This is a genomic window from Nonomuraea polychroma, from assembly GCF_004011505.1.
Taxonomy (GTDB): domain Bacteria; phylum Actinomycetota; class Actinomycetes; order Streptosporangiales; family Streptosporangiaceae; genus Nonomuraea; species Nonomuraea polychroma.
This window is the reverse complement of record NZ_SAUN01000001.1, coordinates 3305523-3332499: the sequence shown is the minus strand read 5'-3', so window position 1 is coordinate 3332499 and position 26977 is coordinate 3305523. Positions and strand designations below refer to the sequence as shown.

Below are 26977 nucleotides of genomic sequence, written 5' to 3'. Positions count from 1 at the left end.
CATCGGAGGGTCGATGACTACCGGGGAACCCGGGCAGCCGCGCACCGATCGCAGCCCCTGGAACTGGCTGCTGATCGTGCCGATCGTGCTGCCGCTGATGACGTTCCTGTTCAACAGTGACGAGCCCCGCCTGCTGGGCTTCCCGCTGTTCTACTGGCTGCAGCTGGCCTTCATCGGGGTCGGCGTCGTGTCGACCACGATCGTGTACAGGATGACGAAATGAGCCAGCACACGACCGAGCTGGTCGTCTTCGTCGTGTTGTTCCTGGTCGTCAGCGCCATGGGGTTCGTGGCGGCCCGCTGGCGGCGGCCCGAGACCATCGAGAGCCTGAACGAGTGGGGCCTGGGCGGCCGGAACTTCGGGTCCTGGATCACCTGGTTCCTGGTGGGCGGTGACCTGTACACCGCGTACACGTTCGTGGCGGTGCCCGCGCTGGTGTTCGGCGCGGGAGCCATGGGCTTCTTCGCCGTGCCGTACACCGTGATCATCTATCCGCTGGTGTTCCTGGTCCTGATCAGGATGTGGTCGGTGTCGCACGTGCACGGGTTCGTGACGCCGGCCGACTTCGTCCGGGCCCGCTTCGGGTCGCCGACGCTGGCGCTGCTGGTGGCGATCACCGGCCTGGTGGCGACCATGCCGTACATCGCGCTGCAGCTGGTCGGCATCGAGGCCGTGCTGAAGGCGATGGGCATCACCGGGCACCTGCCGATCATCATCGCGTTCGCGATCCTGGCGGCCTACACCTACCAGTCGGGCCTGCGCGCCCCCGCGCTGATCGCCTTCGTCAAGGACACGCTGATCTACATCGTGATCCTGGCGGCGGTCATCTACATCCCGGCCAAGCTGGGCGGCTGGGGGTCGATCTTCGACGCGGCCAAGGCCAAGTTCGACGCCTCGCCCGCACCCGGCGACGGCATCACCCTCAACGCCGCCAACCAGCTGCAGTACATCACCCTGGCCTTCGGCTCGGCGCTGGCGCTGTTCCTCTACCCGCACAGCCTCACCGGCGTGCTGGCCTCCAAGAACCGCAACGTGATCAAGCGCAACATGTCCGCGCTGCCCGCCTACAGCCTCCTGCTCGGCCTGATCGCGCTGCTCGGCTACATGGCGATCGCGGCGGGCACCAAGCCGGTCATGAACGCGAACGGCAAGCCGGACGCCAACACGATCGTGCCGCAGCTGTTCAATGACATGTTCCCCGACTGGTTCACCGGCGTCGCCTACGCCGCCATCGGCATCGGCGCGCTGGTCCCCGCGGCGATCATGTCGATCGCGGCGGCCAACCTGTTCACCCGCAACATCTACCGCGAGTACATCAACAAGCAGGCCACCGACGCCCAGGAGGCCAAGGTGTCCAAGGTGACCTCGCTCCTGGTCAAGGTCGGCGCGGTGCTGTGCATCCTGGTGCTGGACCCGCAGTTCTCCATCGACCTGCAGCTCATCGGCGGCGTGATCATCCTGCAGACGCTGCCGTCGGTGGCGCTCGGCCTCTACACGCGCTGGTTCCACAAGGGCGGCCTGATGGCGGGCTGGGCGGCCGGCCTGGCGGCGGGCATGTGGATGCTCTACCTCATCCCGAACCCGGCCACCGGCAAGGCGCACTTCGGCGGCTCGGCGTTCCCGCTGGCCAACTTCGGTTTCGACACCAAGATGACGATCTACGTCGGGTTCGTGGCGGTGATCGTCAACCTGGTGGTGGCGGCGCTGGGCACGCTGCTGTTCCGGGCGCTCAAGGTGGCCGACGGGCCGGACGCGACCTCGCGTGACGACTACTTCGCCGACGAGGGCGACCCCAAGGTCAAGGACCTGGACCTGACGGGCTCGCACTGACCCCCGCAGGCCCGCCCCTTCCCCCGGGGGCGGGCCTCCGGTCACTCCTCCACGAGGTAGCCGGGGTTGGCGACCTCCAGCTTGGCCCGGACGGTCTCCTCCAGGGCCACGATGAGGTCGTGGTCGTCGGCGATCCGGCCGCCGCGGAGGGCGGCGGCCAGCTCGGCGTCACTGGCCACGCCCAGCGCGGCCAGCCGCGCGGCGTGCTCCTGCGCCTGCGCCGGGCCCAGCTCGATCTCCCGCTCGACCATGCCCAGCACGTTGATCGCGACCCGGGTGTGGAACCGCACCCGTCCCTCGACGGCCGGCAGCACGTCGCTCTCGAGGAAATCACGCACGGCGGCCACGAGCTCCGCCGCCGTGGGCACGTCGTGCGGCCCCTTCGTCATCCGATCTCCCTTTATCCAGATTCGAGCGGCCAGCCGCTAACCTGCGGCCATGCGCACAGAGTCTCCCACCGCACTCTCCCCCGTGCTCGGGCCCAAGCTCATCCGGGCCGAGATCTTCGTCGTGTTGTCGGTCTCGCTCGGCGCGAGCGCCCTGGTCGCGTTCGTGCGGCTGGTCGGGGCGCTCACCGCGCCCAAGGAGCTGAAGAGCCAGCAGGCGGTGCTCGTCGGCTCGATGGCGCCGGGGCGGCCCTGGCTGGATCTGACGTTGCAGCTCGTGCAGATCGCGATCTCGGTGGCGCCGGTCGGGCTGGTGGCGTACTTGCTGGTGCGCTCCGGGGAGTCCATGCGCACCATCGGCGCGGACCTGCGCGAGCCGGGGCGCGACGCGCTGCGCGGGGCGTTGCTCGCGGCCGCGATCGGCGGCAGCGGGCTGGCGTTCTACCTGGCGGTGTGGGCGAGCGGGGTGAACCTGACGGTCGTTCCCGGGGCGCTGCCCGAGGTGTGGTGGCAGGTGCCGGTGCTGCTGCTCGCGGCAGCGCAGAACGGCGTGCTGGAGGAGGTGCTGGTCGCCGGGTATCTGCTGCACCGGCTCGGGCAGGCCGGGTGGGGTCCGTGGAAGGCGATCGCGGTCTCGTCGTTGCTGCGAGGGTCGTACCACCTGTATCAGGGGTTCGGCGGGTTCGTCGGGAACGTGGTGATGGGCGTGGTGTTCGGGCGGCTGTACCAGCGGTGGGGGCGCGCGATGCCGCTCGTGGTGGCGCACACGCTCATCGACGCCGTCGCCTTCGTCGGGTACGCGTTCCTGCGCGGCCGGGTCAGCTGGCTGCCCTGAGACCGTTGACTCGGCAACGATTGTCGGCTGAGATCATTTCATGAGTTTCGCCGTGCCCGCCGGCGTCCGGCCGATCCGCGATGCCGTCCACGCGTTCATGACCGAGCGGGTCGAGCCCGCCGAGCCGGTGCTGCACGGGGGCGGTCCGGCCGCCGCGGCCGCACTGGACGAGCTGCGGGACGAGGCGAAGAAGGAAGGCCTGTGGGCGCTCGGCCACCCGCGCGAGCTGGGCGGCGGCGGTCTGCCGTTCCTCGACTACGTCTACGTCAACGAGGTGCAGGGACGCAGCGAGTACGGGCAGCTCGCGCTGGGCACGTTCACCTTGCAGGACTCGCTCATGCTGCACGAGCACGCCTCGCCCGAGCAGCGCGCACGCTACCTGGAGCCGCTGGTGCGCGGCGACATCTGGCCCAGCTTCGCCATGACCGAGCCGTCGGTGTCCAGCTCCGACCCCACCCAGATCCGCACGGCCGCCGTGCTCGACGGCGACGAATGGGTGATCAACGGGCACAAGTGGTTCACGACCGGGGCGTCGCGGGCGGCGTACACGACCGTGATGTGCCGCACCGAGCCGGACGCGCCGCCACATCTGGCGTTCTCCATGATCCTGGTGCCGACCGACACGCCCGGCTACACGATCGTGCGCGAGACGCCGGTGCTGGGACTGGACGGGGCGCACTGCGAGGTGCGCTACGAGGACGTCCGCGTGCCCGCCGCCAACCTGCTCGGCCGGCGCGGCCACGGGTTCGCCATCGCGCAGCAACGCCTGGGGCCCGGCCGGATCTTCCACTGCATGCGCTGGCTCGGCCAGGCACAGCGTGCCTTCGACCTGATGTGCCGCAGGCTGCACGAGCGCAGCGCGTTCGGCGGGCCGCTGGCGGACAAGCAGCTCATGCGCCGGCACGTGTTCGACTCCTTCACCGAGATCCAGGCGGCCAGGCTGCTCACGCTGCAGGCCGCCGAGGCCATCGACGCCGGCTCCGACGCGCGGGTGGAGATCGGCGCGATCAAGGTCGTCGGAGCGCGTATGCTGCACAACGTGATCGACCGCGCCATCCAGGTCTACGGGGCCGCGGGCCTGACACCGGACACGCCACTCGAGCGGATGTATCGGCACGCGCGCGCCGGGCGGATCTATGACGGGCCCGACGAAGTGCACATCGACTCGGTGGGACGGCGGATCCTGGGCGTCTACGCGGCGGGCGGCAACTGGGAGTTCGGCCTGCGATGAGCCGGGTCGAGGAGATCGTCCGCACGGTGTTCGGGGCCGGGTCGGTGATCCCGCACCGCGTCCGGCTGCCCGGCGGGGCCTCCCGCGAGACGTGGGCGCTCGACGTCGCCGCCGCCGACGGCACCCGGCACGAGCTGGTCCTGCGGCTCGACTCCCCTGGCGCCGCACTGGAGGCCGGCGCCACGCTGGCGGAGGAGGCCGTGCTGATGCGGACCGCGTTCCAGGCCGGGGTGCCGGTGCCGCGGATCATCTCCAGCGGCGCGTCGCACATCCTCATGACGCGGGTGCCCGGCGAGACGATCCCGCGCAAGATCCTGCGCGACGACGCCTACGCCGCGGCCCGGCCCCGGCTCGCCGCCCAGTGCGGGCAGGCGCTGGCCGCCATCCACCGCATGCCGCTGTCGTGCCTGCACGCGGAGGCGGAGCCCGAGACCGATCCGCTGCGCCGCTGGCAGGACGTGCTCGACCGGCTGGGCCAGCCGCACCCGGTGTTCGAGCTGGCGCTGCGCCGGCTGGCCGCGACCCGGCCACGGCCCGGCCGGCGCAGCGTGGTGCACGGCGACTTCCGCAACGGCAACCTGATCATCGGCCCCGAGGGCATCAGGGCGGTCCTGGACTGGGAGCTGGCCCACGCCGGCGACCCGCTGGAGGACCTCGGGTGGTTGTGCGTGAAGGCGTGGCGGTTCGGCTCGCCGCTGCCGGTCGGCGGGTTCGGCGACTACGACGACCTCATCCACGCCTACGAACGCGCCGGCGGCGACCCGGTGGACCGGGACGCGCTGCGCTGGTGGGAGACCTTCGGCGTGCTCAAGTGGGGCGTCATCTGCGTCATGCAGACCATGCGGCACCTTCGCGGCGGCGCCCGTTCCGTCGAACTGGCCGCGATCGGCCGCCGTGTCTGCGAGAACGAATGGGACCTGCTCAGGATGTTGCGCCGGCGGGCGGAAAACCCGTTGCCTTGACCCGGCCCGGGAACGCAGGCTTGACCGGTGGCCATCCTGCAGGCATCCCATCTGCTCAAACGGTTCGGATCGGTCACGGCCGTCCGCGACCTGAGCCTCACCGTCGGCGAAGGCGAGGTCGTGGGGCTGCTCGGCCCCAACGGCGCCGGCAAGTCGACCACCCTCCACATGCTGCTCGGCCTCATCATCCCGGACGCCGGCAGCATCAAGCTGTTCGGCATGGAGCTGGCCCAGCACCGGACCGAGACGCTCAGCCAGGTCAACTTCGCCGCCAGCTACGTCGACCTGCCCGGTGTGTTAAGAGTGCGGGAGGTGCTCGACGCGTTCGCCCGCCTCTACGCCGTACGCCACCCGCGCCGGCGCGTCGAGGAGGTGATCGAGCTGTTCGAGCTGGGCCCGCTCGCCAAGCGGCAGATGATGGCGCTCTCGTCCGGGCAGCGCACCCGCGTGCAGCTGGCCAAGGCACTGCTCAACGCGCCCCGGCTGCTGGTGCTCGACGAGCCCACGGCCAACCTCGACCCCGACGCCGGCGATCGCATCCGCGGCCTGCTGTCCCGCCTGGCCAGGGACAACGGCAGCGCCATGCTGATCACCTCGCACAACATGCGGGAGGTGGAGCGCATGTGCGACCGCATCCACTTCATGTCGGACGGCCTCGTCGTGGCCGCCGGCAGCGCGGCCGAGCTGGCCGGCCACTACGGGGCCGAAGACCTGGAAGAGGTGTTCCTGAAGGTGGCCCGCGGATGACGACCCTGACCCTGCCTCCCCTCGGTTTCGCCGCCCGGCGCATGCGGGTGCTGGGCGTGGTGCGGCGCGACTTCGCGGCGCTGCGGCGCAGCCCGATCCGCATGTTCGAGATCCTGTTCTGGCCGACCGTCGAGCTGGTGTTGTGGGGCTTCGTCACGTTGTTCCTGCAGGCCCAGAAGGTGCCGTTCGTGGTGTCGTTCCTGCTGGGCGCGGTGTTGCTGTGGCAGGTGCTGCAGAAGGCCAGCAACGAGATCTCGATCGCCTTCCTCGAGGACATCTGGTCACGCAACCTGCTCAACGTGCAGGTCAGCCCGCTGTCCAGCGCCGAATACCTGACCGGGCTCGTGCTGTTCTCGCTCGGCAAGGTGGCCTTCGCCGTCACCGTGATGGCCGGGCTCGCCCTCGGGCTCTACGGGTTCGGGGTGACGAGCATCGGGGTGGGGCTGGTGCCGTTCATGGGCGTGCTGCTCGCGCTCGGCTGGTCGCTCGGCCTCGTCGGCATCGCGGCGGTGCTGCGTTTCGGCGAGAACGCGCAGGTCATCGCCTGGTCGCTGGTGTTCGTGGTGCAGCCGCTGGCCGGGATCTTCTACCCGGTGTCCGTGCTGCCCGCGCCGCTGCAGGCCGTGTCGTGGTTCCTGCCCGCCTCCCACGTGTTCGAGGGCATGCGCGCGGTCATGGCGGGCGGCGCGCTGCCATGGGACCGGCTGGCCTGGGCGGCCGGGCTCAACGTGGCATACCTGGCAGCGACGCTGGGGTTGTTCGCGTGGGCGCTGAGGTACGCCCGGCGGCACGGGAAGCTCTCCCGCTTCGGGGACTGAGCGCCGCGGCGATCACGTCCACCAGGCCCTCCACGACCTGGTCCCGGTCCACCTCGGGATGCTCCAGCCACCAGTCGCCGGTCGTCTGCACCATGCCGACGAACGCATGACCGAGCACCTGCGCCCGCACCGGATCGAGCCCTGCCCGCTCGGCGGCCAGCACCCCGCCCAGCTCCTCCCCCAGGCCGCGGACCAGCGAGGTCATGTGGGAGCGGATCCTGCTGTCCTCCGCGCTGGCCCGCTGGAACAGGAACCGGTAGAGGTTGAGGTTGGCCGCGATCAGGTCCAGGTAGGCGCCGATCGTCGCCCTGGCCCGGCCGCGCACATCCGTCCCCGGCTCGTCGAACCGCGGCCGCAGCTGGGCGATCACTCTCCGGACGTGCCGGTCGGCGAGCGCCTCGTACAGGCCGCTCTTGTCGCCGAAGTGGCGGTAGAGGATGGGCTTGGTGACGCCGGCCGCGGCCGCGATGGCCGCCATCGACACCTCCGGGCCCTCGCTGGAGATGACCCGGTCCGCGGCGTCGAGCAGCGCCCTGCGCCGATCCGGATCGCGTCCGCTCATCCACTCAGGATAGATCGCAAACGGCGGGGCAGCAGCGCCGAGAGCACCAGCAGGGCGCCGATGAGCGTGTAGAGGCCCGTGAGGCCGGCCAGCGTGCCGGGCGGCTCGGCGAGCTCCGCCGCCGGCAGCCCGTGCCACAGCACCCCTGACCAGGGGAGGGTGGCCGCCATCCCCAGAGCGGCCTCGGTGTCCAGGGCGAACAAGGCGCCGGCGGAGATCAGCGGAACGCCGCAGGTCAGCGCCGCCGCGGGCCACACCGTCAGGACGGCGACGAGCACCGCCACCGCCGCCAGGCAGGCGAGGCCGGCCGGTGCGGGACCGGCCGCGGCCGTGCCCATCCGCAGGGCCTTGGCGCCGGCCTCGGTCAGGTAGTAGACGGGGACGAGGGCGGCCAGGCCGGCGGCGGCTCCCATCACATGACGACTCTCACGGGTCACACCGGCATCGTCCCCTCCTCCCGCACCGGTTACGCACGGGGTGGGCACGGCAGGGGCTCCCACCACCCGCCTGGCCTGCGGGCAAGCACCCCGATCACACCCGCGGCGGCAGGGCCGCAGACGGGAAACGCTGCGGGCCGGGGTGACGACGGTGTGCGACCCGCAGGTCTCCCGCCGCGAGCGCTGGTGCGGCGGGCCGCGCAGGCGGGCTGGCAGGTCGGCATCCACTCTCGGCGACCGGCGGGCGCACCGGCTGCAGCCGATGCGTGAGGAAATCGACGCGGGGCTGCGGCCGGTGCTGTCCAGCGACTCGTTCGTCTCCTCGCTGCGGCCCATGGAGACCATCGCCAACGCGGTGCGCCGCCGTACCCGGAAGGCGGGCCGATCGGCGCCGAGCAGGCGGTCACACTGGAGGAGGCGCTGCGGGCGCACACCATCGACGCCGCGCACGCCGTGCGCATGGAGGACCGCATCGGCTCCCTCGCGCCCGGCAAGCCGGCCGACGTGGTGGTGCTGGACGCCGACGTGCACAGCCTCGCCCCCGACGCGCTCTCCGGCGTGGACGCGTGGCTGACCATGCTGAACGGGCGGATCGCCTACCGCACCTCCTGAACCGGCCGGTGCGCGGGTTAGCGTCGGATCATGGCGAACACCGGATCGGGCCCCGGGCCCATCACCCCCGACGGATCCCCGGTCGACTTCTACAGCGTGCTCAAGGCGGGCGACGAGCCCGGGATCGTCGCCCAGGTCACCCCGCCCGGCGGCTCCGTGCTGGAGCTCGGCTGCGGCGTGGGCCGGGTGACGCATCCGCTCGTCGAACGCGGCTTCCAGGTGGTCGCCGTGGACGAGTCGCCGGAGATGCTGGCCCGGGTGCGGGGCGCCGAGACCGTGCTGGCGCGGGTCGAGGAGCTGCGGCTCGACCGGCGCTTCGACACCGTGATGATGGCCTCCCAGCTGGTCAACACCGTGGACGACGCCGTCAGGCACGCGCTGCTGGCCACCTGCGCCCGGCATGTCAAGCCGGGCGGGGCAGTGCTGCTCCAGTGGATGCCCGCCGAAGCCCACGATCGGTGGCACGTCGGCATGGGGCGGGTCGACGGGGACGTCACGATCACGATGGGCGCCGTCGAGGAGGTCTCCCCCGGGATCTTCCACGCGACCATGCGCTACACGTACGGCGACGACAAGCTCTGGACCCAGTCGTTCTCCTCCAGACGGCTCACCGACGACGACCTGGCGGCCGACCTCGCCGCCGTCCGGCTGCGGCTCGATCGGTTCCTGACCGAGGACCGGACGTGGGTCCTCGCAACGACCGGCGAGGAGGCCGTCCCCTTTACATCGTAGATCACACAATGGCGTCGATCGTCGTCTAATTACTGGAAAATACTGGGACAGTTGATACGCTCGCCGCCATGAGTGACCGGCTGGACGATCTCGAGCGGCGGATCGACGCGTTGCGGGCCGGGGTGCGCAAGGCCATGCGGGACAGGGACGGCGCGGCGGCCCGCGTGCTGCGTGCCGAGCTGCGCAGCGCCGAGCGGGACTGGGACGCGCTGGTCAGCGGCGAGCAGCCGAAGGCCGCGCCCGAGCCGCCCCCGCTGGTCACCGTGCGCGAGCAGGTGCACCAGGGGCTGCGGTTGCTCGGGGCGACGGCCCAGCCGAGGCTGATCGTGGCCGTCAGCGAGGCGTTCCTCGGCGGCACGATCCGCAGCGCCCAGCTCACCAGCCTGCGCAGGGACGAGGAGCGTTCGTTCCGGTCCTCCCCGTACGGGCGGCCGTACTACCTGTGCGCGGCGCTGACGGACCGCCTCTCCCCCGGCCGCGGCCTCCTCGCGCTCAGCAGCTGGCCGCTGGAGCGGCGCGTGGTCGGGCCCCTCAGTCCCCGCGTCGACTTCCTGACCTGCGCCATCGCGGTGGCGTCACAAAAGTCCGAGGACGAGCGGGCGGCCAGATTATTGGGGCGGATGGCCAGGAACATCCCCGGCGCGAGCTCCGGCGCGCTGGGCCCGCCGCACCCGGAGCGGGTGATCGAGGCGGCCCGCGCCGAGCTGGCCGTGCACGCCGAGCGCGACACGCGCGACCGCGCCGAGCTGGCCCGACGCGCCGCAGCGCAGCTGGATGACGCCGCCCGGCTGTTCGGCGCCGCTACGCTGAGCACGATCAAGAAGGAGTACGTCACGTGAGCGGCTTGAAGCGCGAAGGCGACACCGTCCAACGGCTCGACGCGCTGCGCGGCACCACGCCGCCGCGGCCGCACGACGCCCGCGCCATCGCGGCGCTGGCCGCCAACCCCGGCTGCACCCGCCGGGCGCTCATGGACGGGGCCGGCGTCGACAAGGACGCCGCGGCCCGGCACCTGGGGTTCCCCGCGCCGTTCGGGCAGTCGCCGTTCGCGATCACGCGCGGCAACGTGTTCGAGTCGCTGGTCAAGGCCGACGGGTGCGCGGAGCTGCTGCGCATGTTGCGCGAGCTGCTCGGTCTGCCGATCGCCGAGGTGGCCTACCACGACGTGGAGAACGTCGGCGCCCACCTGCGCCACGCCCATACCCGCGCGCTGATCGACCGGGCGGCCCGCGACGCCCAGGACGCGGGGACGCTGTACGACCACCCGCTGCTCACCCTCCAGATCGCCGGTCACACCGCCTACCTGGAGCCCGACGTGGTGGCTTTCCAGTTGGGCGGCCGCTTCCACATCGTGGAGATCAAGTCGTTCGCGGTGATCGACGGGCAGGCCGACCCGGCGGCGGTCGCGGCGGCGGCCCGTCAGGCGGCCGTGTACGTGCTGGCGCTGCGCACCCTGCTGGAGGACCTGGGCCACGACCCGCTGAAGGTCTCCCACGAGGTGGTGCTGGTCTGCCCGGAGAACTTCGCCAACCGCCCGGTCGCGACGCTCGTCGACGTACGCAGGCAGCTGGCCGTGCTGAGGCGCCAGCTCACCAGGATGACCACCCTCGACCGGCTGCTGGCGGACCTGCCCGACGATCTCACCTTCGACCTGCGGCCCGGCGAGGACGGCCGGCCCACCAGGCCGGTCGCCGAGCTGGCCGACGCCCTGCACAGGACGACGGCACGGTACGCGCCCGACTGTCTGTCCACCTGCGACCTGTGCTTCTTCTGCCGCGACGAGGCCCGGCAGGAGGGCGCGTCGGACCTGCTCGGCCGCCAGGTGCGCGACGAGCTGGGCGGGGTCGCGTCGGTGGCGGAGGCGCTGGGCCTGGCCGACGGGGTCCGCGACCCGGCCGAGGGGCAGGAGGAGATCGCCCGGCTGCTCCGCAACGCCGAACGCCTCCGCAGAGAGTGCCTGACGTGAGCCTGCTGACCTCGCTCGCCCGGTTGCGCGCCCTGGACGAGGGCATCGCGCAGCCCATCGCGACCGTCCGCCACTGCCATCTGTCGGACCGGCCGATGGTGTTCATCCCGCTGAAGTTGTCCGGCGAGGCCGCCGCGCCGCTGGCGGCCATGCTGGGCACCGAACGCGACCGGCCGCGCCTGCTCGTGGTGACCCAGCCGCGCAACCGTGACCTGCGTTTCGCCTGGGCGGCCGAGCTGGCCGGGGTGCTGCTGCCGTACATCGAGAGTTTCCTCGCCGACACCGAGACGGTGGAGCGGCGCGGCGCCGATCCCTACGAGCGGGCGCTGGACGCGCCGCAGCTCGTCGTGCCGAACCCGGCCGGCGTGGCCTTCACCCGGCTCCTCGGGCGCTCCACCCGTTTCCGCCGCGCCGACGGACCCTACCCGGTGCCGGACGTGGTGCCGCTGCTGGGCCGGTGGCTGACCTATTTCGGGGAGCGGGCCGCCTACCCGGGCTCGTCGCTCATGCCGGCCGCCACCGAGGAGCTGGGCCGGCACTGGGCGAGCGGGCAGAGCTCGCTGGAGGACGCCAACCTCGCCGCGCTGCTCGGCTGGATCACCGAAGGGCCGAGCGACGCCGCCGAGGACCCGCTGATCTGGCCGCCCGCCGGGCCCGCGACCGACCCCGGGTTCGACGCGGAGGTGCTCGCGCCCGCCATCGACAGCGGGTCGGCCGAGCGCATCACCGAGGCGCTGCGCAGCCAGCTGGAGCCCACCTGGCGGCTCATGTGGCAGGCGATCGACCTGCTGAACGGCCTGGAGCCGGGCGCGAGCGTGGCCCAGCGGTGGGAGCAGGACCGCGGCTCCTTCAGCGGCATGGCGCAGAGCATCGCCGAAGGCGGGCCGCCGCAGGCCCGCAGGGACGGCGCGGTCGCGGCCGCCGCCAAGCTGGCCCGCATGGAACGCGCCCAGGCCGCCTACGACGTGCAGCGCGCCTACGACGACCCGCTGATCATGGCGGAGTACCGGCTCACCGGGGAGGCGTTCGCGGGCGAGGTGATCGAAACCGTCCCGGACAACATCGAGGGCGAGGGCCGCTCACGCAAGCTCCGCCCCCTCGTGGTGATCAAAACCGACGATCCGGTACGGCTGCCGCCCGGCGCGTCCCTCGGCACCCCGCAACGCCGCGCCCAGGGCGCCGAGCTGGTCTCCGCGGACGAGGGCCTGATCACCGTGAAGATCACCAAGGGAATGGGCCGGGGCAAGACGCCCACGCCGGGGGCCGTGCCCGAGATCGGCGAGCGCGTCTGCTACACCTCGCTCACCGACGACTTCCAGGGCTCGCCGACCCTGCCTGACGCCGAGGCCACGCCGTGGACGCACGGCGGCCCCCCACAAGACAACGCTGCGGAGTACACGCCCGACGACGAGGACGCCCAGGAGGAGTGGTCGTGACCGGCAGCCCGGAGCAGGTCATCGCGGACGTGCTGGCCGACCTGCCGCGGCATCGGGGCGTGGTCGTCGACTCGCCGCCGGGTGCGGGCAAGTCCACCCTCGTCGTGCGGGCGGCGGCGCACATCGCGGCCACCGGCGAGCCGCTGATGATCGTCGCCCAGACCAACGAGCAGGTCGACGACCTGGTGTCCCGGATCTCGGACAAGCATCCGCGCCTGACGGTGGGGCGGCTGTCGGCGAGCGGGTACGTGCCGCCGCTGCGCCTGCTGGAGCTGCCCGGTGTGCGGTTCGGCACCAGGATCCAGGATTTGGGCGATCCGGACATCGTCATCGCCACGGCCGACAAGTGGGCGTGGATCGGCGACCGGGTGTGGCCGTGGGCGATCGTGGACGAGGCGTACCAGATGCGCTCGGACAAGCTGCTGCGGATCGCGGGGCTGTTCGAGCGGGCGCTGTTCGTGGGAGATCCGGGGCAGCTGGACCCGTTCTCGATCGTGGACGGGGACCGCTGGTCGGGGTTGTCGTGGGACCCGCTGCAGAGCGCGGTGTCGGTGCTGCTGCGGCACAATCCGGATCTGCCGGTGCACCGGCTGCCGGTGTCGTGGCGGCTGCCGGCGTCGGCGGCGCCGGTGGTGTCGCGGGCGTTCTACCCGTTCACCGGGTTCAGGTCGGGAACGGGGCCTGGGGATCGGCGGCTGGAGCTGGTGACGGGCGGCATGGGGACCGTGCACGACCGGGCGCTGGAGGAGGCCGCCCGGTCCGGGTGGGCGCTGCTGGAGCTGCCGAACCGGCACACGGTGCGTACCGACGGGGAGGCCGTGCAGGCGGTGGCGCTGCTGGCCGAGCGGCTGCTGCAGCGGGGCGCGGTGGCGAGCTCGGAGCAGGGCGAGCGGCCGGTGACGGCGGACCGGATCGCGGTCGGGGCCGCCCACCGGGACCAGGTCGCGGCCATCCGCGCGGCGGGTCTGCCGCCGGAGATCACCGTGGACACCGCGAACCGGCTGCAGGGGCGGGAGTACGACGTGACGATCGTGCTGCACCCGCTGTCCGGCCGCCGCGACGCGACGGCGTTCCACCTGGAGTCGGGGCGGTTGTGCGTGCTGGCCTCACGGCACCGGCACGCGTGCGTGGTGGTGGCCAGGGCGGGCATCGCCGAACTGCTGGACGCCCATCCGTCGGCGGAGCCGGTGCAGCTGGGGGTGCCGGTGAAGTTCCCGGACGGGTGGGAGGCCAACCAGTCGGTGCTGGAACACCTGTCCCGGCACCGCGTCTAGCCCTCCACCGATCCCGCCCGCACCACCCCACCACACCATCCCGCAGCACCGCTTCGGCGCCCACCAGGCCGCCCCACCTCGCCGCACCGCTGGATTCGGCTGTACCGAGCGGCGCGGGACGGACCGTCGCATGTCTGCGGACACCGACCGCGGCGCAGGCGGGCTGGTGTGAGCGCGCCAGGGGCGACGCCGGCCAGAGGCAGCGCGGGTCAGAGGCGGCGGCGCCAGACGTCGATGACCATGACCGGCCGCATCCCCGCCGACTCGTACAACCCCAGCGCCGGCGTGGTGTTGTTGGAGTCCACGTGAAGGATGGTGCCCTTGCGCCCGCGGGCCGCGTCGGCGGCGAAGGCGTGCCCCAGCAGGAACCGCCCCAGTCCCCGCCCACGGAACTCGGGCAGCACGCCCAGCGTGGCCACGTATCCGCAGTCCTGGTCCGGCAGGAACTGGTTGTTGCCGATCAGCACCGCCGCCGCGCGCCCGTCGATCCTGGCGAGCGCGAGCTGGCTCCAGTCGTTGACGCTCTGCGCCTGCCTGCGCTCGTACCACAGGTCGTAGTCGAGCTTCACGAACCCGAAGTGCTCGGCGAAGGACTCCTGCTGCACCCGGTGCGCCTCCCGCCGCACGTCCTCGCTCTCGCCTGAGTGCAGCGTGAGCCCGGCCGGCGGGACCGGCGCCTCGACGGGGCCCTCGTGGTCGATACGCATGCGATGGAAGCTCGTGCCGGGCTCGAAGCCCTGCTCCTTCGCCATGCCCTGCTTGACATGGTCGGCGCGGTAGATCCCGATGTGCAGGGTGAGACCGTCGTGCCCGCGCTCGGCGGCCAGCTCGCGGGCGCGCCCGATGACCAGCGGCCACAGCTCGTCCGCGAGCCCTTCGACCCCGGGCCGGACGATCACGTCGACGTGCACCAGATCGCTGTCGCCGTCGCTGCACGCCCAGGCCGACGCGAGGAGCCTGCCGTCGGCGTCCTGTGCCAGCCAGCCGTCCTTGTCGCGGTCGAAGTCGGGCTCCACCAGCTCGTCCTGGACGTCTTGGAGCGTCATGTCCGGCGCCCCGAGGACCGCGGTCTCATAGGCCGCGATGAGCTCGTACATGGCGGCGGCGTCGTCCACGCGGGGCCGGCGGAGAGTATGCATGGGCTGGATTGTGCACCGGCCGGCCTGCCCGGCGCCTCCCATTTTCTCCCGGTTAAGCTATGGGGGTGCTCGAGAGGATGCCCTTGCGCATCGAGGTCGCCGCTCCGGACGCGACGACCGTCGCGCTCGCACTCGGCGGCGCCCTGGACCACGGCTCGGCGTCCCAGCTCGCAGCTCTGACCTTCGCGGACGGCTACCGCAGGATCGACGTGGACCTGTCGGAGCTGACCTTCATCGACTCCTCCGGCCTGGCCGCACTCGTACGCCTCCAGCAGCGGGCCGAGGAGGCCCGCGCGGTGGTGCATGTGGTGGCGCTGACGCCCTATCTGCGCAAGCTGCTCACGATGACCGCGCTCGATCCGCTGTTCAGCCTGCCGCCGGAGTGACGGGCTCCTTCGGCGGGGCGGCCACGGGCTCGCCGCCGCGCAGCGGGATCTCCTTGATGAACGCCGCCAGCACCGGCACCACCACGGCGAAGGCGATGGCCCACCAGAAGACGCCGGAGATCGACGTCGCCAGCGACTCCAGGATCCCCGTCCGCTGCGCGCTCGACAGCTGGGCGAGGGACGCCGGGTCCATCCTGCCGCCGCCCGCGGCGATCCCCTCCGCCGCGCGTGCCCCGAACCTGGCGGTCAGCTCGGACTGGAAGGTGCTGTTGAAGACCGCGCCGAACAACGAGACGCCGAACGAGCCGCCGATCGACCGGAAGAACGTGGTGGCGCTGCTGGAGACGCCGAGGTCGCGCTGCCCGACGCTGTTCTGCGCGATCAGCAGCGTGGTCTGCATGAGGAAGCCCATGCCGAGCCCGAGCACCGCGATGTAGACGCCGGTCAGCCAGGTGGGCGTGCCGACGTCCATCGTGGACAGCAGCCACATGCCGGCCGCCATGCCGACGCCGCCGAGCACCGGATAGATCTTGTACTTGCCCGTGCTGGTGATGGCCTTGCCCACGACCAGCGACACGACCATGGCCGCGCCCATCATCGGCAGGAGCAGCAGGCCGGAGTTGGTGGCGCTGGCGCCCTGCACGGTCTGCTGGAACAGCGGCAGGAAGTTGATCGCGCCGAACATGGCGAAGCCGAGCAGGAAGCCGATGGCCGAGATCAGCGTGAAGTTGCGGATCCTGAACAGCTGCAGCGGCATGATCGGCTCGTCGGCCTTCCGCTCGACCAGCACGAACGCCACCAGCGTGAGCACGGCGGTCGCGGCCAGGCCGAGGATCTGCCAGGAGCCCCACGCGTATTCGTTGCCGCCCCAGGTCGTGATGAGCACCATCGCCGTGATGCTGATCGACAGCAGGACCGCGCCCGCCCAGTCGATGCGCACCTTGTTGTGCAGCTTGGGGAGGTGCAGTTTCGCCACGATGAGGACCAGCGCGACCGCGCCGACCGGCAGGTTCACGTAGAAGGCCCAGCGCCAGTCGAGGTGGTCGGTGATGAACCCGCCGACCAGCGGGCCGGCGATCATCGCCAGCGACATGATGCCGGCCATGATGCCCTGGTACTGGCCGCGCTCGCGGGGCGGCACCAGGTCGCCGATGATCGCCATGACGTTCACCATCAGGCCGCCCGCGCCGAGGCCCTGCACGGCCCGGAACGCGATCAGCTCCGCCATGCCGCCGTCCACCCCGCCGAACAACGACGACCCGGCCATGCCGCAGAGCGCGGATCCGATCATGAAGATGACGATCGAGACCAGGAAGATGATCTTGCGTCCGTACAGGTCCCCGATCTTGCCCCAGATGGGCGTCGAGACGGTGGTGCCCAGCACGTACGCCGTCACGACCCAGGACAGGTGCGACAGGCCCCCGAGCTCCCCCACGATGCGCGGCAGGGCCGTGCTCACGATCATGTTGTCCAGCATGGCCAGCACCATCGCCAGCATCAGCCCTGGCAGGACCACCACGACCTCGCGACGCCGCCCGACTGCCTCCGCCACCACGCAGCCCCCATTTTCCCCGCATGCTTACTTGCCGACCGGCAAGCATAGACTAAGCTAAATACTTACTTGTCGGCCGTCAAGTTGGAAGAGGTGCACAGTGCGGGAAGACACGCGAACGCGGATCCAGGAGATCGCGCTGAGACTCTTCACCGAGCAGGGGTACGAGGCGACCTCGCTGCGGGAGATCGCCGAGGAGCTCGGCGTGACGAAGGCCGCCCTCTACTACCACTTCAAGACGAAGGACGACATCGTCACGAGCCTGGTCGATCTCCGCATCGCCGACGTGGAGGAGCTGCTCGAGTGGGTGAAATCTCAGCCGAGGACGCCGGAGACGCGGCGTGAGGTGCTGGAGCGCTACGCCGCGAAACTCAAGCGACCCCAGCACATCCAGATGGCGAGGTTCCTGGAGCGCAACCAGACGGCGCTGCGCGACCATCCGAAGCTCAGCAGGATGCGCGACCTGATGCTGGAGCTGGCGAACCAGCTGAGCGGTCCCGAGGCCACGCCGGTGGAGCGGATCAGCCGCTCGCTGGCGTTGTTCGCGTTGCACGCGGGCAAGTGGATGCCGGGCGATCTGACCGAGGACGAGGTCGACAAGGCGTCCATGGAGGTGGCCCTGCGGCTGCTCGAACCATAGGTGCACACATCGCTACCTATCCGCTGGTCGGGAACCACCCGCAGGTGCACAAATCGCTACTACGGTGGTCCGCTGGACGCGGACCATCGTAGCCTTTCCGGACTTTTAGCGGCTAAAGGGACGATTGGGGCGGAGGATCGGGGGCAGGAGGGCGAGGCACGCATCCAGACGGGAGGAGGCGCAGTGGAGGCCACAATCGCGCTCCGACTGCCCAGAGATGCGGCGAGCGTCCCGCTGACCAGGCAGATGCTGGACGGCACACTTCGCTCGCTCGGCGTCGAGCAGCAGGTTCGCGAGGACATCGAGCTCATGCTGACCGAGGCGTGCTCCAACGTGATCAAACATGCGGGGCCGAGCGACAACTACACGGTCAGCGCCAGCGTCCACGATGACCTGTGCGTCATCAGGGTCGTCGACGCGGGCGACGGCTTCGACCCGCGCGCGGTGCTCGATCCCGAGCCGGGATCCGAGCACGGACGAGGACTGCAGATCATGCGGGCGCTCGCCGACGACATCCGTTTCACGAACAAACGCGAGAACGGGGCGGTCGTGTGCCTGGAGAAGAGGCTGCGATACGCACCGGGAGCGGCCGGCCCACCCCTCATGGCGTCGTGACCCGGCCCTGAATACCCCTGCCGCTACGCACACCCCCTACGGCGACCCCCGCCCCCTGCGATCCCTCGGGGACCGCCCGCTACGAGAGTCTGGAGTGCCGCTCTGCCGGCCGGTGCTCGCGGGGCGCGGACCGGTGCGGGCCGCCTCCGAGACCGCGGCCTGTCCTGGGCGCGGCGCCGCCGAGCTGGAAGCGCCGCCGGAGCCGGGGCGTGCCGCCGCTCAGTTCCGCCCGCCGCCGCTCAGGCACCGCGCTCCCGCTGAGCTTCAGCGTCAGCCGGGCCTGTCTGCGGGTCAGCCGCCGCCACAGCCTGCGCCAGTCGGTCATCGACCCGACCAGGGCGGCGAGCGTGACCAGGACGACGGCCGAGATGACGAGGGTGGCCAGGACGATCAGCAACAGGACGACCACCAGGGACCCGATGGCGCCGAACACGTCCAACATTCGCCGGAAGGTGCCCGGTCGCCCGCGGCTTATGCAGATTTTTGGGGATATATCAGGCTTACTCCGATGACTGCGGCTACTCCGACCCGGGGGCGGACTGGTCGTGACGCCCCGGCAGGAGGTCGAGTCGGCGTAGTATCACGCCCTCGCGCAGCGCCCATGGACACACCTCCAGCCGGTCCACCTCGAACAGGTCCATAGCCGCATCCGCGACCAGGGCCCCGGCGGCGAGCTGGGCGGCCCTGCCCTCGGACACGCCGGACAACTCCGCCCGTTCGGCCGCGTTCATCGTGGTGAGCTTGACCGCCCACTCGGCCATGTCCTGCCGGGACAGCGAGCGCGCCACGTACGGGCCGTCACTGGACGGCGCCGCTCCGGCGATCCTGGCCAGCTGCTTGAAGGTCTTGGACGTGGCCACGGCTCGGTTGGGCTCGCCGTACCTGACGATGTCGCCGACGGTGCGGGCGATCTCGGTGCGTACGTGCTTGCGGAGCTTGCGCACCTCGTCGGCGGCCGGCGGGTCGGCGGTGAACCAGTCCCGGGTCAGCCGCCCGGCGCCGAGTGGCAGCGACACCGCCACGTCCGGCTCCTCGTCCACGCCGGCGGCGATCTCCAGCGAGCCGCCCCCGATGTCGAAGGCCAGCAGCCGCCCCGACGACCAGCCGAACCAGCGGCGCACGGCCAGGAACGTCAGCCTGGCCTCGTCCCGCCCGGACAGCACCTCGATGTGCACGCCGCAGCTGTCCTCGACGCGCGCGAGCACCTCCTCGCCGTTGGCCGCCTCGCGCACGGCTGAGGTGGCGAAGGCCAGCAGGTCCTCCACCCCCTTGTCCTCCGCCAGGTGGACGGCCTCCTGGACGAAGGCGCACAACCGCTCGATGCCCTCCTCCGCCAGCCGGTTGTCCTTGCGGAGGTACTCCGTCAGACGGAGCCCCTCCTTGTGAGAGAACGCGGGAATCGGCCGGGCGCCGCGATGGGCGTCGACGACCAGTAAATGAACCGTGTTCGAGCCGATGTCCAGCACGCCGAGTCGCATGGGAAAACGCTACCGTTCTGGGGCTTTTACGGCGAAACAGAGGGTGGGTACGGGCATCGGATCCTCCAACGTGACGGGTGGCCTGACTGAGCGCTCACGCAGGAACGCCCGCGGGCGCCCGGTGCCACGATGCTCGGTCACCAAGGAGGGCGAGACCTGGGGCGGCCGCGTGATCGTGGGGCACGGTCCAGGGACTACCCTTCCTTGGTGTCGTGACACGTTTGGGGGATCTTTGAGCGCTTGCTGTGGCCCGAGCAGGGACGGCGCGGCCGCCGGGACGCACCGGCAGCCGGTGGGGATCACCACGCGGCGGGCGGCGCCGCGTGGGATGGTGCGCGTCCCCGGCGGGACGTTCCTCATGGGCGGGAACGACCCGGACGGCCGGCCCGAGGACGGCGAGGGTCCGGTCAGGGAGGTGCGGCTCGACCCGTTCCTGATCGATCCGGCGTGCGTGACGAACGCGCAGTTCGCCACCTTCGTCAAGGACACCGGGTACGTCACCGAGGCCGAGCGGATCGGCTGGTCGTTCGTGTTCCGGCAGTTCGTCACCGGCGGCGTGATGGACGCGACCGTGCCGGGGGCGCCCTGGTGGGCGGGCGTGGAGGGCGCCACGTGGCGCTCCCCCGAAGGCCCGGGGTCGTCGATCGGCGACCGGCAGAACCACCCCGTCGTGCACGTGTCATGGAACGACGCCACCGCGTATGCCACATGGGCGGGAAAGCGGCTGCCCACCGAGGCGGAGTGGGAGATGGCCGCCCGCGGCGGGCTGGAGCAGAAGAGGTACCCGTGGGGCGACGAGCTGGCGCCCAGCGGGCGGCCACGGTGCAACATCTGGCAGGGCCGCTTCCCCACCGCGCCGAGCCGGGGCACGATGCCGGTCAAGTCGTTCCAGCCCAACGGGTACGGCTTGTACAACGTGTCCGGCAACGTGTGGGAATGGACCGCCGACTGGTGGGGCACGACGTGGGAGCCGCACGCCGAGAACCCGGCCGGACCCGCGGAGGGGTCGGCGAAGGTGATCCGCGGCGGCTCGTACATGTGCCACGACTCCTACTGCAACCGCTACCGGGTGGCCGCCCGCACCGCCAACACACCGGACTCCTCGACCGGGCACACGGGTTTCCGCTGTGCGGCCATAGTCTGATCGCATGTCACGAACCCTGCGACTGTTGATCACCGGCGGCGGCACCGGTGGTCACACCTATCCGGCTTTGACCACCCTGTCGGCCATCCAGCGGCGTCAGGTGCCGCACGACGTGCTCTGGGTGGGCACGGCCGGCGGTTTGGAGGCCAGGATCACGGCCGAGCACGGCATCCCGTTCAAGGCGATCACCACGGGGAAGCTCCGCCGCCGCCCGAATCTCAAGGAGCTGGGCACCAACATCGCCGACGTGTTCCGCATCCCGGTGGGGGTGTGCCAGGCGATCGGGCACGCGGCCCGCTACCTGCCGGACGTGGTGTTGTCGACGGGGGGTTACGTGGCGGTGCCCATCGGGGTGGCGGCCAAGCTGATCAGGCGGCCGCTGGTCATGCACGAGCAGACGACCGTCGTGGGGCTGGCCAACCGGATCCTGGCCAGGCTGGCGACCAGGATCGCGTTGTCGCACGAGTCGTCGCTGGCGTACCTGCCCGCTTCGGCCAGGAAGAAGGCCGTGGTGACGGGCAACCCGGTCCGGCCCGAGCTGCTGCAGGGCAATCGGGCGGCCGCGTACGACCTGTTCGGGCTGACGTTCGAGGTACCGCTGATCTACGTGACGGGGGGCGCGCAGGGCAGCAAGCAGATCAACACGCTGATCGCGGAGATCCTGCCGCGGCTGCTTCCGCACGCGCAGGTCGTGCACCAGTGCGGTCCCGCCTGGATCGAGCAGATGCGGGCCGTCGAGGTGCCCGCCGACCTGGCCGACCGCTATCACCCGGTGCCGTACGTAGGCGGCGAGCTGGCCGACCTGTTCGCCGCCGCCGACGTGGTGATCGCGCGCAGCGGGGCGGGCACGGTGTCGGAGCTGACCGCGATCGGCAGGCCGTCCGTGTTGATCCCGTTGATCCCGACCGGGGGTGACGAGCAGCGTAAGAACGCGGCGTACCTGGCCTCGGCGGGGGCGGCGCGGGCGCTGCTCGAGCCGCATCCGACCGGCGAGCAGCTGCTGGCCGAGCTGATGCCGCTGCTGGCCGACCCGGGGCTGCGGCAGGCGATGGGCCAGGCGGCGGCCAAGCTCGGCCGGGTGGACGCGGCCGACGCGCTGTGCGACCTGCTGCTGGAAACGGCCAGGCCCCAGACGGCCTAGCGCTCCCGGACGCGGCCCCCGGCCCAGCCCGGCCTTGCTGTCCCCTCGTCACCGCAACTGGCCCTGCGTTCCTTCGCCACCCTCCGCACTTCGGCCGCGTCCTCCTGCGGGGAGGCCCAAGGGGGCGGAGGGGCCCAGAGCGGGCGCATGGCCGAGAGTTTGGGCGGAGGGCCCCAAGCGGCGCACGCCCCAAGCGGCGCACGCCCGAAACGGCGCAGGGCCTTGGGAGGTCGGAGGGCGGGCGCGGGGGCTCTTTGGGAGGCGCTCTGGGGCCGCAGGCGGCGGCGCGGGGCGATGCGGGAGGTGTGGAGGAGCGGCTAGGGGCGGTCGCCGTCGGGCGCGCCCCGGAGGGGTGGCGGGTCATCGTCGCCGGGTGGGCTGGGGTCGAGGTAGCGGAAGGCCTCATGGGCGGAGCTCACGCTCCGCCTCAGCGCCTGCTCCAGCCGGTCGGCATCGGCGGCCAGCCGTTCCAGCTCCGTCGTGGCGAAGCCGTCCGCGCCGGTCTCGGCCACCAGCTCCTCGTATTGGTGCAGCCGCCCCCGCAGCTCCGCGATCTGCTGGTGGGCTCGGTAGGCGCGCTCGGCCTCGGTGACGTTGGCCGCGTAGCGTTCCAGCGCCTCCACCCGGGCGACCACGGCGGCCTCACTGCTGTCGAGCGCCCGCCCCAGGGGCGCGGCCACCGCCTCGACCTCGGGCGTGACCCCCCGTGAGATGGTCTCCCTGTGCTTGGTGCGCAGTGCCGACAACTTGGCCAGGAGCCTGGCGATCTCCCACTCCTGCGCGGGCAGCATCACCGCGTTGCGCGCGTCGTCCAGCAGCCCTTCGGCGTTGACACGGGAGCCGGTCACCGTGGCGATCGCCCGCTGGGCGCGGGTCAGCAGCCTCTTGGAGGCCTCGTCGAGGTCGTCGGTGAGTACGTAACGGCCTTCGTACCAGCGCAGTTGCTCGTAGATGTCGCGCTCGAAGTCGTCTTCCTCGTCGCCAGGCAGGTCGTTGCGGACGAACAGCACGATCATGAGGGGGATGCCGAAGAGCACCAGCATGAGCAGGCCGAGTCCCCTGCCCGCGGCGCCTAAGCCGAGCATCAGCCCGAAGAACGCCACCGTGGCGAAGGCCGCCACCATACGCCAGTGCGCGCTGGACAGGACCCTGCGCGGTTGCGGAGCCCAGCCCTGTCGCATCTTGATGAGGATCCGCCGGCTCTGTTTCAGCAGTTGCGCGTCGTCCGGCGGCACTCCGGGGTCTACCACGACATCCGCCACAAAATCGGATCCTAAGCGAAATCGCCCCCAAGGTGACGAAAAGCCTCATAAGCCGAGCTGACGCTCTCGCGTAGCGCCTGCTCAAGGCGGTCGGCGTCGTCCGATAACTCGCTGAGCTCCGGTACGGCGGACCCGCCCGCGCCCGACTCGGCCAGGAGCTCCTCGTAGCGGGGCAACGTGGCGCTGAGGCGCTCGATCTGGTGCCTGGCGCGATAGGCGCGCTCGGCGTCGGCGACGTGGCCGGCGTAACGTTCCAGCCCCTCCACGCGGGCGACCACGGCCGCCTCGCTGCTGTCGAGCACCTCGCCGAGGGCCTCGGCCACGGCGGCCACCTCAGGGGTGACGCCTTCGGAGACGACCTCCTGGCGTTCGGCCCGCAACGCGGACAACTTCGCCAGCAGCCGGGCGATCTCCCACTCCTGCACAGGCAGCATCACCGCGTTGCGCGCCTCGTCGAGCAGCCCCTCGGCGTTGACCCGGGAGTCCATGATCTGCCCGACGGCCGACTGGGCGCGGGCCATGAGCGCGCGGGCGGGCTCGTCGAGGTGATCGCGCAGGACGTACTGGCCGTCGTGCTCGCGGCTCTTGTCGTGGACGAGGCGTTCGAGCGCGTGGCGGCGCTCCACCTCGGCGTCGGGCCGGGGCCTGAGCAGGACCGAGACGATCAGCAGCGCCGCCCCGGTCATGATCACGACGAAGGGGGTGTAGAGCCCGGCGACGAAGAGGACGAGGCCGTACAACGCGGCCAGGGCGGCCGTGCCGGTGACGGCCAGCCGGACGGTGAAGCCGGCTCCGAGGTGCAGACGCTTGTGCGCGGGCGCCCAGCCGACGTGGATGCGGGCGAGGGTCTCAGGGTTGTCACGTAAGAGGTCCGCGACGTCGCGGGGCACCGCCGGATCGACTATCACCTTCGCCTGACGTCCGGGCACGTAACTGATCCTATGTGCCGGTCTGTCCGACTGTCAGCCTTCCAGATACTTGAACGCCTCGTGCGCGGACGCGACGCTGCGTCGTAAGGTCCGCTCCAGCACGTCCGCGTCCTCGGCCAGCCGCTCGATCTCGGTCACCGCCAGCGCGTCGGCCCCGGACTCGGCCAGCAGCTCCTCGTAGCGCGGCAGCCTCGACCGCAGCTCCTCGATCTGGCCACGGGCGTGGTAGGCGCGCTCGGCCTCGGCGACGTGGGCGGCGTAACGTTCCAGCGCCTCCACGCGGGCGACCACGGCGGCCTCGCTGCCGACCAGCGCGCGTTCGAGCGGCTCGATCACCGAGGCGACCTCCGGGGCGATGCCCCTGGCCAGCAGCTCCCTGTGCTCGCGGCGCAGGGCCGACAGCTTGGCGAGCAGGCGGGCGATCTCCCATTCCTGGGCGGGCAGCATCACCGCGTTGCGGGCGTCGTCCAGCAGCCCCTCGGCGTTGACGTGGGAGCGCAGCACCGAGCCGATGGCCCGCTGAGCTCTGGCCAGCACGACCCTGGCCTCCTGGTCGAAGTCGTCGGACAGGAGGTAGCGGCCGTCGTACCAGCGGGCCTGCTCGTAGACGTGGCGCTCGTGCGGGCGGTCATCCTCGGGCACCTCGCTCATGGAGGCGATCTTGACGAGGACGATGAAGACGTACGTGCCGAGCAGCACGAAACCGACCGGTGCCAGGTGCGAGGCCAGGAGAACGGCCATGAGCGCGATCACGGCGGGCGTGATGGCCAGGAGCAGGGCGCTGGAGGGGCCCTTGCGGCGTGTCTGGTGTGCCGCGGCGGCAGGCACCCACCCTGCCCGCACCCTCGACAGCAGCGGGGCATTCGCACGCAACAGTCCGGCTACCTCCGGGGGAACTCCCGGATCGACGACCACACCCACGCTCTGTCCTGGCACCCTGGCGCCCCCAACGCTCGTGATGTTCGGATAGTACGTAACATTCCGGCCAAGTGTCAGCCTCGGAACGGTCAGTGTGGGAAAACCGGCGAGATCACCGGGCCGCCGTGCTCAGCCCGGCTGGTCGCCGGGGCGCACGAGCCCGGTCTCGTAGCCGATGACGACCAGCTGGGCTCTGTCGTGCACGCCGAGCTTGGCCATCATCCGGTTGACGTGGGTCTTGACGGTGAGCGGGCTCATGAAGAGCCGCTCGGCGATCTGGGGGTTGGTCAGGCCGCGGGCGACCCCGGCGAGGACCTCGCGTTCGCGGCCGGTCAGCGGGGCCAGCCGGTCGGCGTCCAGGCCGGCCGGCCGCGCGGTGAACTCCTCGATCAGCCGCCGGGTGACGCCGGGCGAGAGCAGGGCGTCACCCCGGGCGGCCACCCGCACGGCGTGCCGGATCTCCGCCGGCTCGGCGTCCTTCACCAGGAAGCCGCTGGCTCCCGAGCGGAGCGCCTCGTACACGTACTCGTCCAGGTCGAAGGTCGTCACCACGACGACCCGCACGCCGCAGGCGGCCAGCGTCCTGGTGGCCTGGAGGCCGTCGAGCTCGGGCATGCGGATGTCCATCAGCACCACGTCGGGCTGGAGCCGGCCCGCCATCCGCACCGCCTCGGCGCCGTCGGCGGCCTCGCCGACCACGGTCATGTCCTCTTCGGTGTCGAGCAGGGCACGCAGGCCGGCCCGCACCAGCGGCTGGTCGTCGGCCAGCAGGACCGTGATCATGCGGGCAGCCGGGCGGTGACGCGGAAGCCGCCAGTGGGGGCGTTTCCAGTGGTGAGCCGGCCGCCCACGGCGGCGACCCGCTCGGCCATGCCGGTCAGGCCGTGGCCGCGCGGGGCCCGGCTGCCCCGGCCGTCGTCGTCCACCCGCACGGTCACGGCAGCCGGCTCGTAGGTCAGCGTCACGGCCGCGGTGGTGGCGCCCGCGTGCCTGATGGTGTTGGTCAGGGCCTCCTGGACGACGCGGTAGACGGTCAGGTCGGCGGCGGGCGGGAGCGGTCGCTGCTCGCCCTCGACGTCCAGCCGTACGGGGAGGCCGACGGTCCGCAGGAGCGCGGGAAGCTGCGCGGAGCCGGGCATGGGCTGCCGCCCGTCGCGGGGATCGGCCGGCGGCGGACCTCCCGAACCCGGCGTGCCGGGGCGCAGGACGCCGAGCACGGCCTTCATCTCCGCCAGGGCCTGCCGGCTGGAGGTGCGGATGACCTGGAGGGCGGCGGCGGCCTCGGGCGGCCCTCCGGCGCGTTCCAGCGCCTCGGCGGCCACGGCGGCGTGCAACGCGATCACCGACACGGTGTGCGAGGTGACGTCGTGCAGTTCCCTGGCGACGAGCAGCCGCTCCTCCTGGGCGCGCCGCAGCGCCTCCTCCTCGCGGGTGCGCTCGGCCTCCGCGGCCCGGCGCTCCACCTCCGCGGTGTAGGCGCGCCGGGCCCGCGACACCTCCGCGGGCTGGGCCGCCGTGAGCACGAGCAGCGCCCAGACGAGGACCGCGATCGCGACCTCGGCGTCCCACCGCACGATCGCCGCCGCGCCGGGCACCGCCACCAGGAATGCGGCCCCCGCCCATCCGGCCCGCCGGTTCCCCGCCGCGATGGCGCAGAACAGCGCGACCAGGGGCGGCAACGCCCACAACGCCTTCGCGTAGCCGAGCGCGAAGACGGCCGCCGCCGCGCCGGCGCACACCGCCAGCGCGGCCTCGGGCCGGGCCCGCAGCCAGACCAGCCCGAGCGCCGTCGCGCCGAGCAGCGCGTAGCCGAGCAGGTCGAGCGGCCTGGCGTCCGGCTGGTTGCCGTAGGCCATGATCGTCGAGAAGTAGACGGCCGCCGCCATCCCGCACACCAGGCCCAACGTCTTCACACCCGCACGGTAGTGCGCCTCCGCCCCGCCGC

The 26977-nt window shown here is 71.7% G+C and carries 30 protein-coding genes; 18 read left to right on the top strand and 12 right to left on the bottom strand.

Going from position 1 to position 26977, the window contains the following annotated elements:
* Positions 1–13: 13 nt before the first annotated feature.
* Both EDD27_RS14840 and mctP read left to right on the top strand, forming a co-directional pair.
* Entirely contained in the window at positions 14–223 is a 210-nt protein-coding gene (locus EDD27_RS14840) for a DUF3311 domain-containing protein (RefSeq protein ID WP_127932960.1), read from the top strand.
* Positions 220–1830: a monocarboxylate uptake permease MctP gene (gene mctP / locus EDD27_RS14835; RefSeq protein WP_127932959.1), complete on the top strand. Its 1611-nt coding sequence runs from the start codon at positions 220–222 to the stop codon at positions 1828–1830. Before EDD27_RS14840 ends, mctP begins: the two co-directional genes overlap by 4 nt.
* 41 nt (positions 1831–1871) lie before the next feature.
* Here mctP and EDD27_RS14830 read toward each other — a convergent pair whose 3' ends face one another.
* Positions 1872–2219: a DUF6285 domain-containing protein gene (locus tag EDD27_RS14830; RefSeq protein WP_127932958.1), complete on the bottom strand. Its 348-nt coding sequence runs from the start codon at positions 2217–2219 to the stop codon at positions 1872–1874.
* A gap of 49 nt (positions 2220–2268) precedes the next feature.
* Here EDD27_RS14830 and EDD27_RS14825 point away from each other — a divergent pair, with 49 nt between their 5' ends.
* Genes EDD27_RS14825 through EDD27_RS14805 form a run of 5 tightly spaced genes read left to right on the top strand, consistent with a single transcriptional unit; the run spans position 2269 to position 6809 of the window.
* The gene (locus EDD27_RS14825; protein ID WP_127932957.1) at positions 2269–3051 is read left to right on the top strand and encodes a CPBP family intramembrane glutamic endopeptidase; all 783 of its coding nucleotides are present in this window, start codon (positions 2269–2271) and stop codon (positions 3049–3051) included.
* 40 nt (positions 3052–3091) lie between these two features.
* On the top strand, positions 3092–4282 hold the full coding sequence (locus tag EDD27_RS14820) for an acyl-CoA dehydrogenase family protein (RefSeq protein WP_127932956.1): 1191 nt from the start codon (positions 3092–3094) through the stop codon (positions 4280–4282).
* Positions 4279–5244 carry a phosphotransferase family protein gene (locus tag EDD27_RS14815; RefSeq protein ID WP_127932955.1) on the top strand — a complete coding sequence of 322 codons (966 nt, stop codon included), beginning with the start codon at positions 4279–4281 and terminating at the stop codon, positions 5242–5244. The genes EDD27_RS14820 and EDD27_RS14815 overlap by 4 nt, the downstream gene beginning before the upstream one ends.
* A 27-nt stretch (positions 5245–5271) precedes the next feature.
* Positions 5272–5991: an ABC transporter ATP-binding protein gene (locus EDD27_RS14810; RefSeq protein WP_127932954.1), complete on the top strand. Its 720-nt coding sequence runs from the start codon at positions 5272–5274 to the stop codon at positions 5989–5991.
* A complete protein-coding gene (locus tag EDD27_RS14805) occupies positions 5988–6809 on the top strand; it encodes an ABC transporter permease (RefSeq protein WP_127932953.1) in 822 nt (273 codons plus the stop codon). Before EDD27_RS14810 ends, EDD27_RS14805 begins: the two co-directional genes overlap by 4 nt.
* On the opposite strand, the gene EDD27_RS14800 is transcribed toward EDD27_RS14805, so the two are convergent.
* Positions 6715–7371, bottom strand: a complete 657-nt coding sequence (locus tag EDD27_RS14800) for a TetR/AcrR family transcriptional regulator (protein WP_127932952.1) — start codon at positions 7369–7371, stop codon at positions 6715–6717. The two genes, EDD27_RS14805 and EDD27_RS14800, sit on opposite strands and share 95 nt — an antisense overlap.
* Positions 7368–7808, bottom strand: coding sequence for a hypothetical protein (locus tag EDD27_RS14795; protein ID WP_127932951.1), 441 nt, complete (start codon positions 7806–7808; stop codon positions 7368–7370). Before EDD27_RS14795 ends, EDD27_RS14800 begins: the two co-directional genes overlap by 4 nt.
* Positions 7809–8192: 384 nt before the next feature.
* Between EDD27_RS14795 and EDD27_RS56480 the strand changes: the two genes are divergently transcribed.
* The 6 genes from EDD27_RS56480 to EDD27_RS14765 all read left to right on the top strand — a co-directional run bounded on the left by EDD27_RS56480 (position 8193) and on the right by EDD27_RS14765 (position 13828).
* Positions 8193–8420, top strand: a complete 228-nt coding sequence (locus EDD27_RS56480) for an amidohydrolase family protein (protein ID WP_338324751.1) — start codon at positions 8193–8195, stop codon at positions 8418–8420.
* A gap of 30 nt (positions 8421–8450) precedes the next feature.
* Positions 8451–9152, top strand: a complete 702-nt coding sequence (locus tag EDD27_RS14785; protein WP_127932950.1) for a class I SAM-dependent methyltransferase — start codon at positions 8451–8453, stop codon at positions 9150–9152.
* Between the two features lie 68 nt (positions 9153–9220).
* A complete protein-coding gene (locus EDD27_RS14780) occupies positions 9221–9991 on the top strand; it encodes a hypothetical protein (RefSeq protein ID WP_127932949.1) in 771 nt (256 codons plus the stop codon).
* A complete protein-coding gene (locus EDD27_RS14775; RefSeq protein WP_127932948.1) occupies positions 9988–11118 on the top strand; it encodes a hypothetical protein in 1131 nt (376 codons plus the stop codon). Before EDD27_RS14780 ends, EDD27_RS14775 begins: the two co-directional genes overlap by 4 nt.
* Positions 11115–12554, top strand: coding sequence for a hypothetical protein (locus tag EDD27_RS14770; protein ID WP_127932947.1), 1440 nt, complete (start codon positions 11115–11117; stop codon positions 12552–12554). The genes EDD27_RS14775 and EDD27_RS14770 overlap by 4 nt, the downstream gene beginning before the upstream one ends.
* The gene (locus EDD27_RS14765) at positions 12551–13828 is read left to right on the top strand and encodes an AAA family ATPase (RefSeq protein WP_127932946.1); all 1278 of its coding nucleotides are present in this window, start codon (positions 12551–12553) and stop codon (positions 13826–13828) included. The genes EDD27_RS14770 and EDD27_RS14765 overlap by 4 nt, the downstream gene beginning before the upstream one ends.
* 209 nt (positions 13829–14037) lie before the next feature.
* Here EDD27_RS14765 and EDD27_RS14760 read toward each other — a convergent pair whose 3' ends face one another.
* Positions 14038–14967, bottom strand: coding sequence for a GNAT family N-acetyltransferase (locus tag EDD27_RS14760; RefSeq protein WP_127932945.1), 930 nt, complete (start codon positions 14965–14967; stop codon positions 14038–14040).
* Positions 14968–15032: 65 nt separating this feature from the next.
* Between EDD27_RS14760 and EDD27_RS14755 the strand changes: the two genes are divergently transcribed.
* Positions 15033–15353, top strand: coding sequence for an STAS domain-containing protein (locus EDD27_RS14755; protein ID WP_164903615.1), 321 nt, complete (start codon positions 15033–15035; stop codon positions 15351–15353).
* On the opposite strand, the gene EDD27_RS14750 is transcribed toward EDD27_RS14755, so the two are convergent.
* Positions 15334–16908, bottom strand: a complete 1575-nt coding sequence (locus tag EDD27_RS14750) for an MDR family MFS transporter (RefSeq protein ID WP_241564047.1) — start codon at positions 16906–16908, stop codon at positions 15334–15336. The two genes, EDD27_RS14755 and EDD27_RS14750, sit on opposite strands and share 20 nt — an antisense overlap.
* A 97-nt stretch (positions 16909–17005) precedes the next feature.
* On the opposite strand from EDD27_RS14750, the gene EDD27_RS14745 reads away from it, so the two are divergent.
* Positions 17006–17545, top strand: a complete 540-nt coding sequence (locus tag EDD27_RS14745; RefSeq protein WP_127932943.1) for a TetR/AcrR family transcriptional regulator — start codon at positions 17006–17008, stop codon at positions 17543–17545.
* A gap of 183 nt (positions 17546–17728) precedes the next feature.
* On the top strand, positions 17729–18160 hold the full coding sequence (locus EDD27_RS14740) for an ATP-binding protein (protein WP_127932942.1): 432 nt from the start codon (positions 17729–17731) through the stop codon (positions 18158–18160).
* 79 nt (positions 18161–18239) lie between these two features.
* Here the strand turns inward: EDD27_RS14740 and EDD27_RS14735 are convergent, their stop codons facing one another.
* Both EDD27_RS14735 and EDD27_RS14730 read right to left on the bottom strand, forming a co-directional pair.
* Complete coding sequence (locus EDD27_RS14735; RefSeq protein WP_127932941.1) at positions 18240–18602, bottom strand: hypothetical protein; 363 nt, start codon at positions 18600–18602, stop codon at positions 18240–18242.
* A gap of 76 nt (positions 18603–18678) precedes the next feature.
* Positions 18679–19638: a Ppx/GppA family phosphatase gene (locus tag EDD27_RS14730; RefSeq protein ID WP_127932940.1), complete on the bottom strand. Its 960-nt coding sequence runs from the start codon at positions 19636–19638 to the stop codon at positions 18679–18681.
* Positions 19639–19966: 328 nt separating this feature from the next.
* On the opposite strand from EDD27_RS14730, the gene EDD27_RS14725 reads away from it, so the two are divergent.
* Both EDD27_RS14725 and EDD27_RS14720 read left to right on the top strand, forming a co-directional pair.
* Positions 19967–20782 (top strand): formylglycine-generating enzyme family protein, encoded by an 816-nt coding sequence (locus EDD27_RS14725; protein WP_127940701.1) that lies wholly within the window; start codon positions 19967–19969, stop codon positions 20780–20782.
* 4 nt (positions 20783–20786) lie between these two features.
* Positions 20787–21923: a UDP-N-acetylglucosamine--N-acetylmuramyl-(pentapeptide) pyrophosphoryl-undecaprenol N-acetylglucosamine transferase gene (locus EDD27_RS14720; RefSeq protein ID WP_127932939.1), complete on the top strand. Its 1137-nt coding sequence runs from the start codon at positions 20787–20789 to the stop codon at positions 21921–21923.
* Positions 21924–22240: 317 nt separating this feature from the next.
* On the opposite strand, the gene EDD27_RS14715 is transcribed toward EDD27_RS14720, so the two are convergent.
* From EDD27_RS14715 to EDD27_RS14695, 5 genes are all read right to left on the bottom strand, one after another.
* Entirely contained in the window at positions 22241–23185 is a 945-nt protein-coding gene (locus EDD27_RS14715; RefSeq protein ID WP_206641412.1) for a hypothetical protein, read from the bottom strand.
* An 11-nt stretch (positions 23186–23196) separates the two neighbouring features.
* Complete coding sequence (locus EDD27_RS54175; protein ID WP_164903614.1) at positions 23197–24114, bottom strand: hypothetical protein; 918 nt, start codon at positions 24112–24114, stop codon at positions 23197–23199.
* 33 nt (positions 24115–24147) lie between these two features.
* Complete coding sequence (locus tag EDD27_RS14705) at positions 24148–25035, bottom strand: hypothetical protein (protein WP_241564046.1); 888 nt, start codon at positions 25033–25035, stop codon at positions 24148–24150.
* Positions 25036–25161: 126 nt separating this feature from the next.
* Entirely contained in the window at positions 25162–25815 is a 654-nt protein-coding gene (locus EDD27_RS14700; protein WP_127932938.1) for a response regulator, read from the bottom strand.
* Positions 25812–26945: a sensor histidine kinase gene (locus EDD27_RS14695; protein ID WP_127932937.1), complete on the bottom strand. Its 1134-nt coding sequence runs from the start codon at positions 26943–26945 to the stop codon at positions 25812–25814. Before EDD27_RS14695 ends, EDD27_RS14700 begins: the two co-directional genes overlap by 4 nt.
* Positions 26946–26977 lie beyond the last annotated feature (32 nt).

Bases quoted from the DNA above. Each gene is read 5' to 3' on its own strand.
- EDD27_RS14730 (WP_127932940.1), bottom strand. From the start codon at position 19,638: ATGCGACTCGGCGTGCTGGACATCGGCTCGAACACGGTTCATTTACTG.
- EDD27_RS14825 (WP_127932957.1), top strand. From the start codon at position 2,269: ATGCGCACAGAGTCTCCCACCGCACTCTCCCCCGTGCTCGGGCCCAAG.
- EDD27_RS14700 (WP_127932938.1), bottom strand. From the start codon at position 25,815: ATGATCACGGTCCTGCTGGCCGACGACCAGCCGCTGGTGCGGGCCGGC.
- EDD27_RS14840 (WP_127932960.1), top strand. From the start codon at position 14: ATGACTACCGGGGAACCCGGGCAGCCGCGCACCGATCGCAGCCCCTGG.
- mctP (WP_127932959.1), top strand. From the start codon at position 220: ATGAGCCAGCACACGACCGAGCTGGTCGTCTTCGTCGTGTTGTTCCTG.
- EDD27_RS14725 (WP_127940701.1), top strand. From the start codon at position 19,967: ATGGTGCGCGTCCCCGGCGGGACGTTCCTCATGGGCGGGAACGACCCG.
- EDD27_RS14805 (WP_127932953.1), top strand. From the start codon at position 5,988: ATGACGACCCTGACCCTGCCTCCCCTCGGTTTCGCCGCCCGGCGCATG.
- EDD27_RS14785 (WP_127932950.1), top strand. From the start codon at position 8,451: ATGGCGAACACCGGATCGGGCCCCGGGCCCATCACCCCCGACGGATCC.
- EDD27_RS14735 (WP_127932941.1), bottom strand. From the start codon at position 18,602: ATGTTGGACGTGTTCGGCGCCATCGGGTCCCTGGTGGTCGTCCTGTTG.
- EDD27_RS14820 (WP_127932956.1), top strand. From the start codon at position 3,092: ATGAGTTTCGCCGTGCCCGCCGGCGTCCGGCCGATCCGCGATGCCGTC.
- EDD27_RS14760 (WP_127932945.1), bottom strand. From the start codon at position 14,967: ATGCATACTCTCCGCCGGCCCCGCGTGGACGACGCCGCCGCCATGTAC.
- EDD27_RS14800 (WP_127932952.1), bottom strand. From the start codon at position 7,371: ATGAGCGGACGCGATCCGGATCGGCGCAGGGCGCTGCTCGACGCCGCG.
- EDD27_RS14830 (WP_127932958.1), bottom strand. From the start codon at position 2,219: ATGACGAAGGGGCCGCACGACGTGCCCACGGCGGCGGAGCTCGTGGCC.
- EDD27_RS14720 (WP_127932939.1), top strand. From the start codon at position 20,787: ATGTCACGAACCCTGCGACTGTTGATCACCGGCGGCGGCACCGGTGGT.
- EDD27_RS14780 (WP_127932949.1), top strand. From the start codon at position 9,221: ATGAGTGACCGGCTGGACGATCTCGAGCGGCGGATCGACGCGTTGCGG.
- EDD27_RS14815 (WP_127932955.1), top strand. From the start codon at position 4,279: ATGAGCCGGGTCGAGGAGATCGTCCGCACGGTGTTCGGGGCCGGGTCG.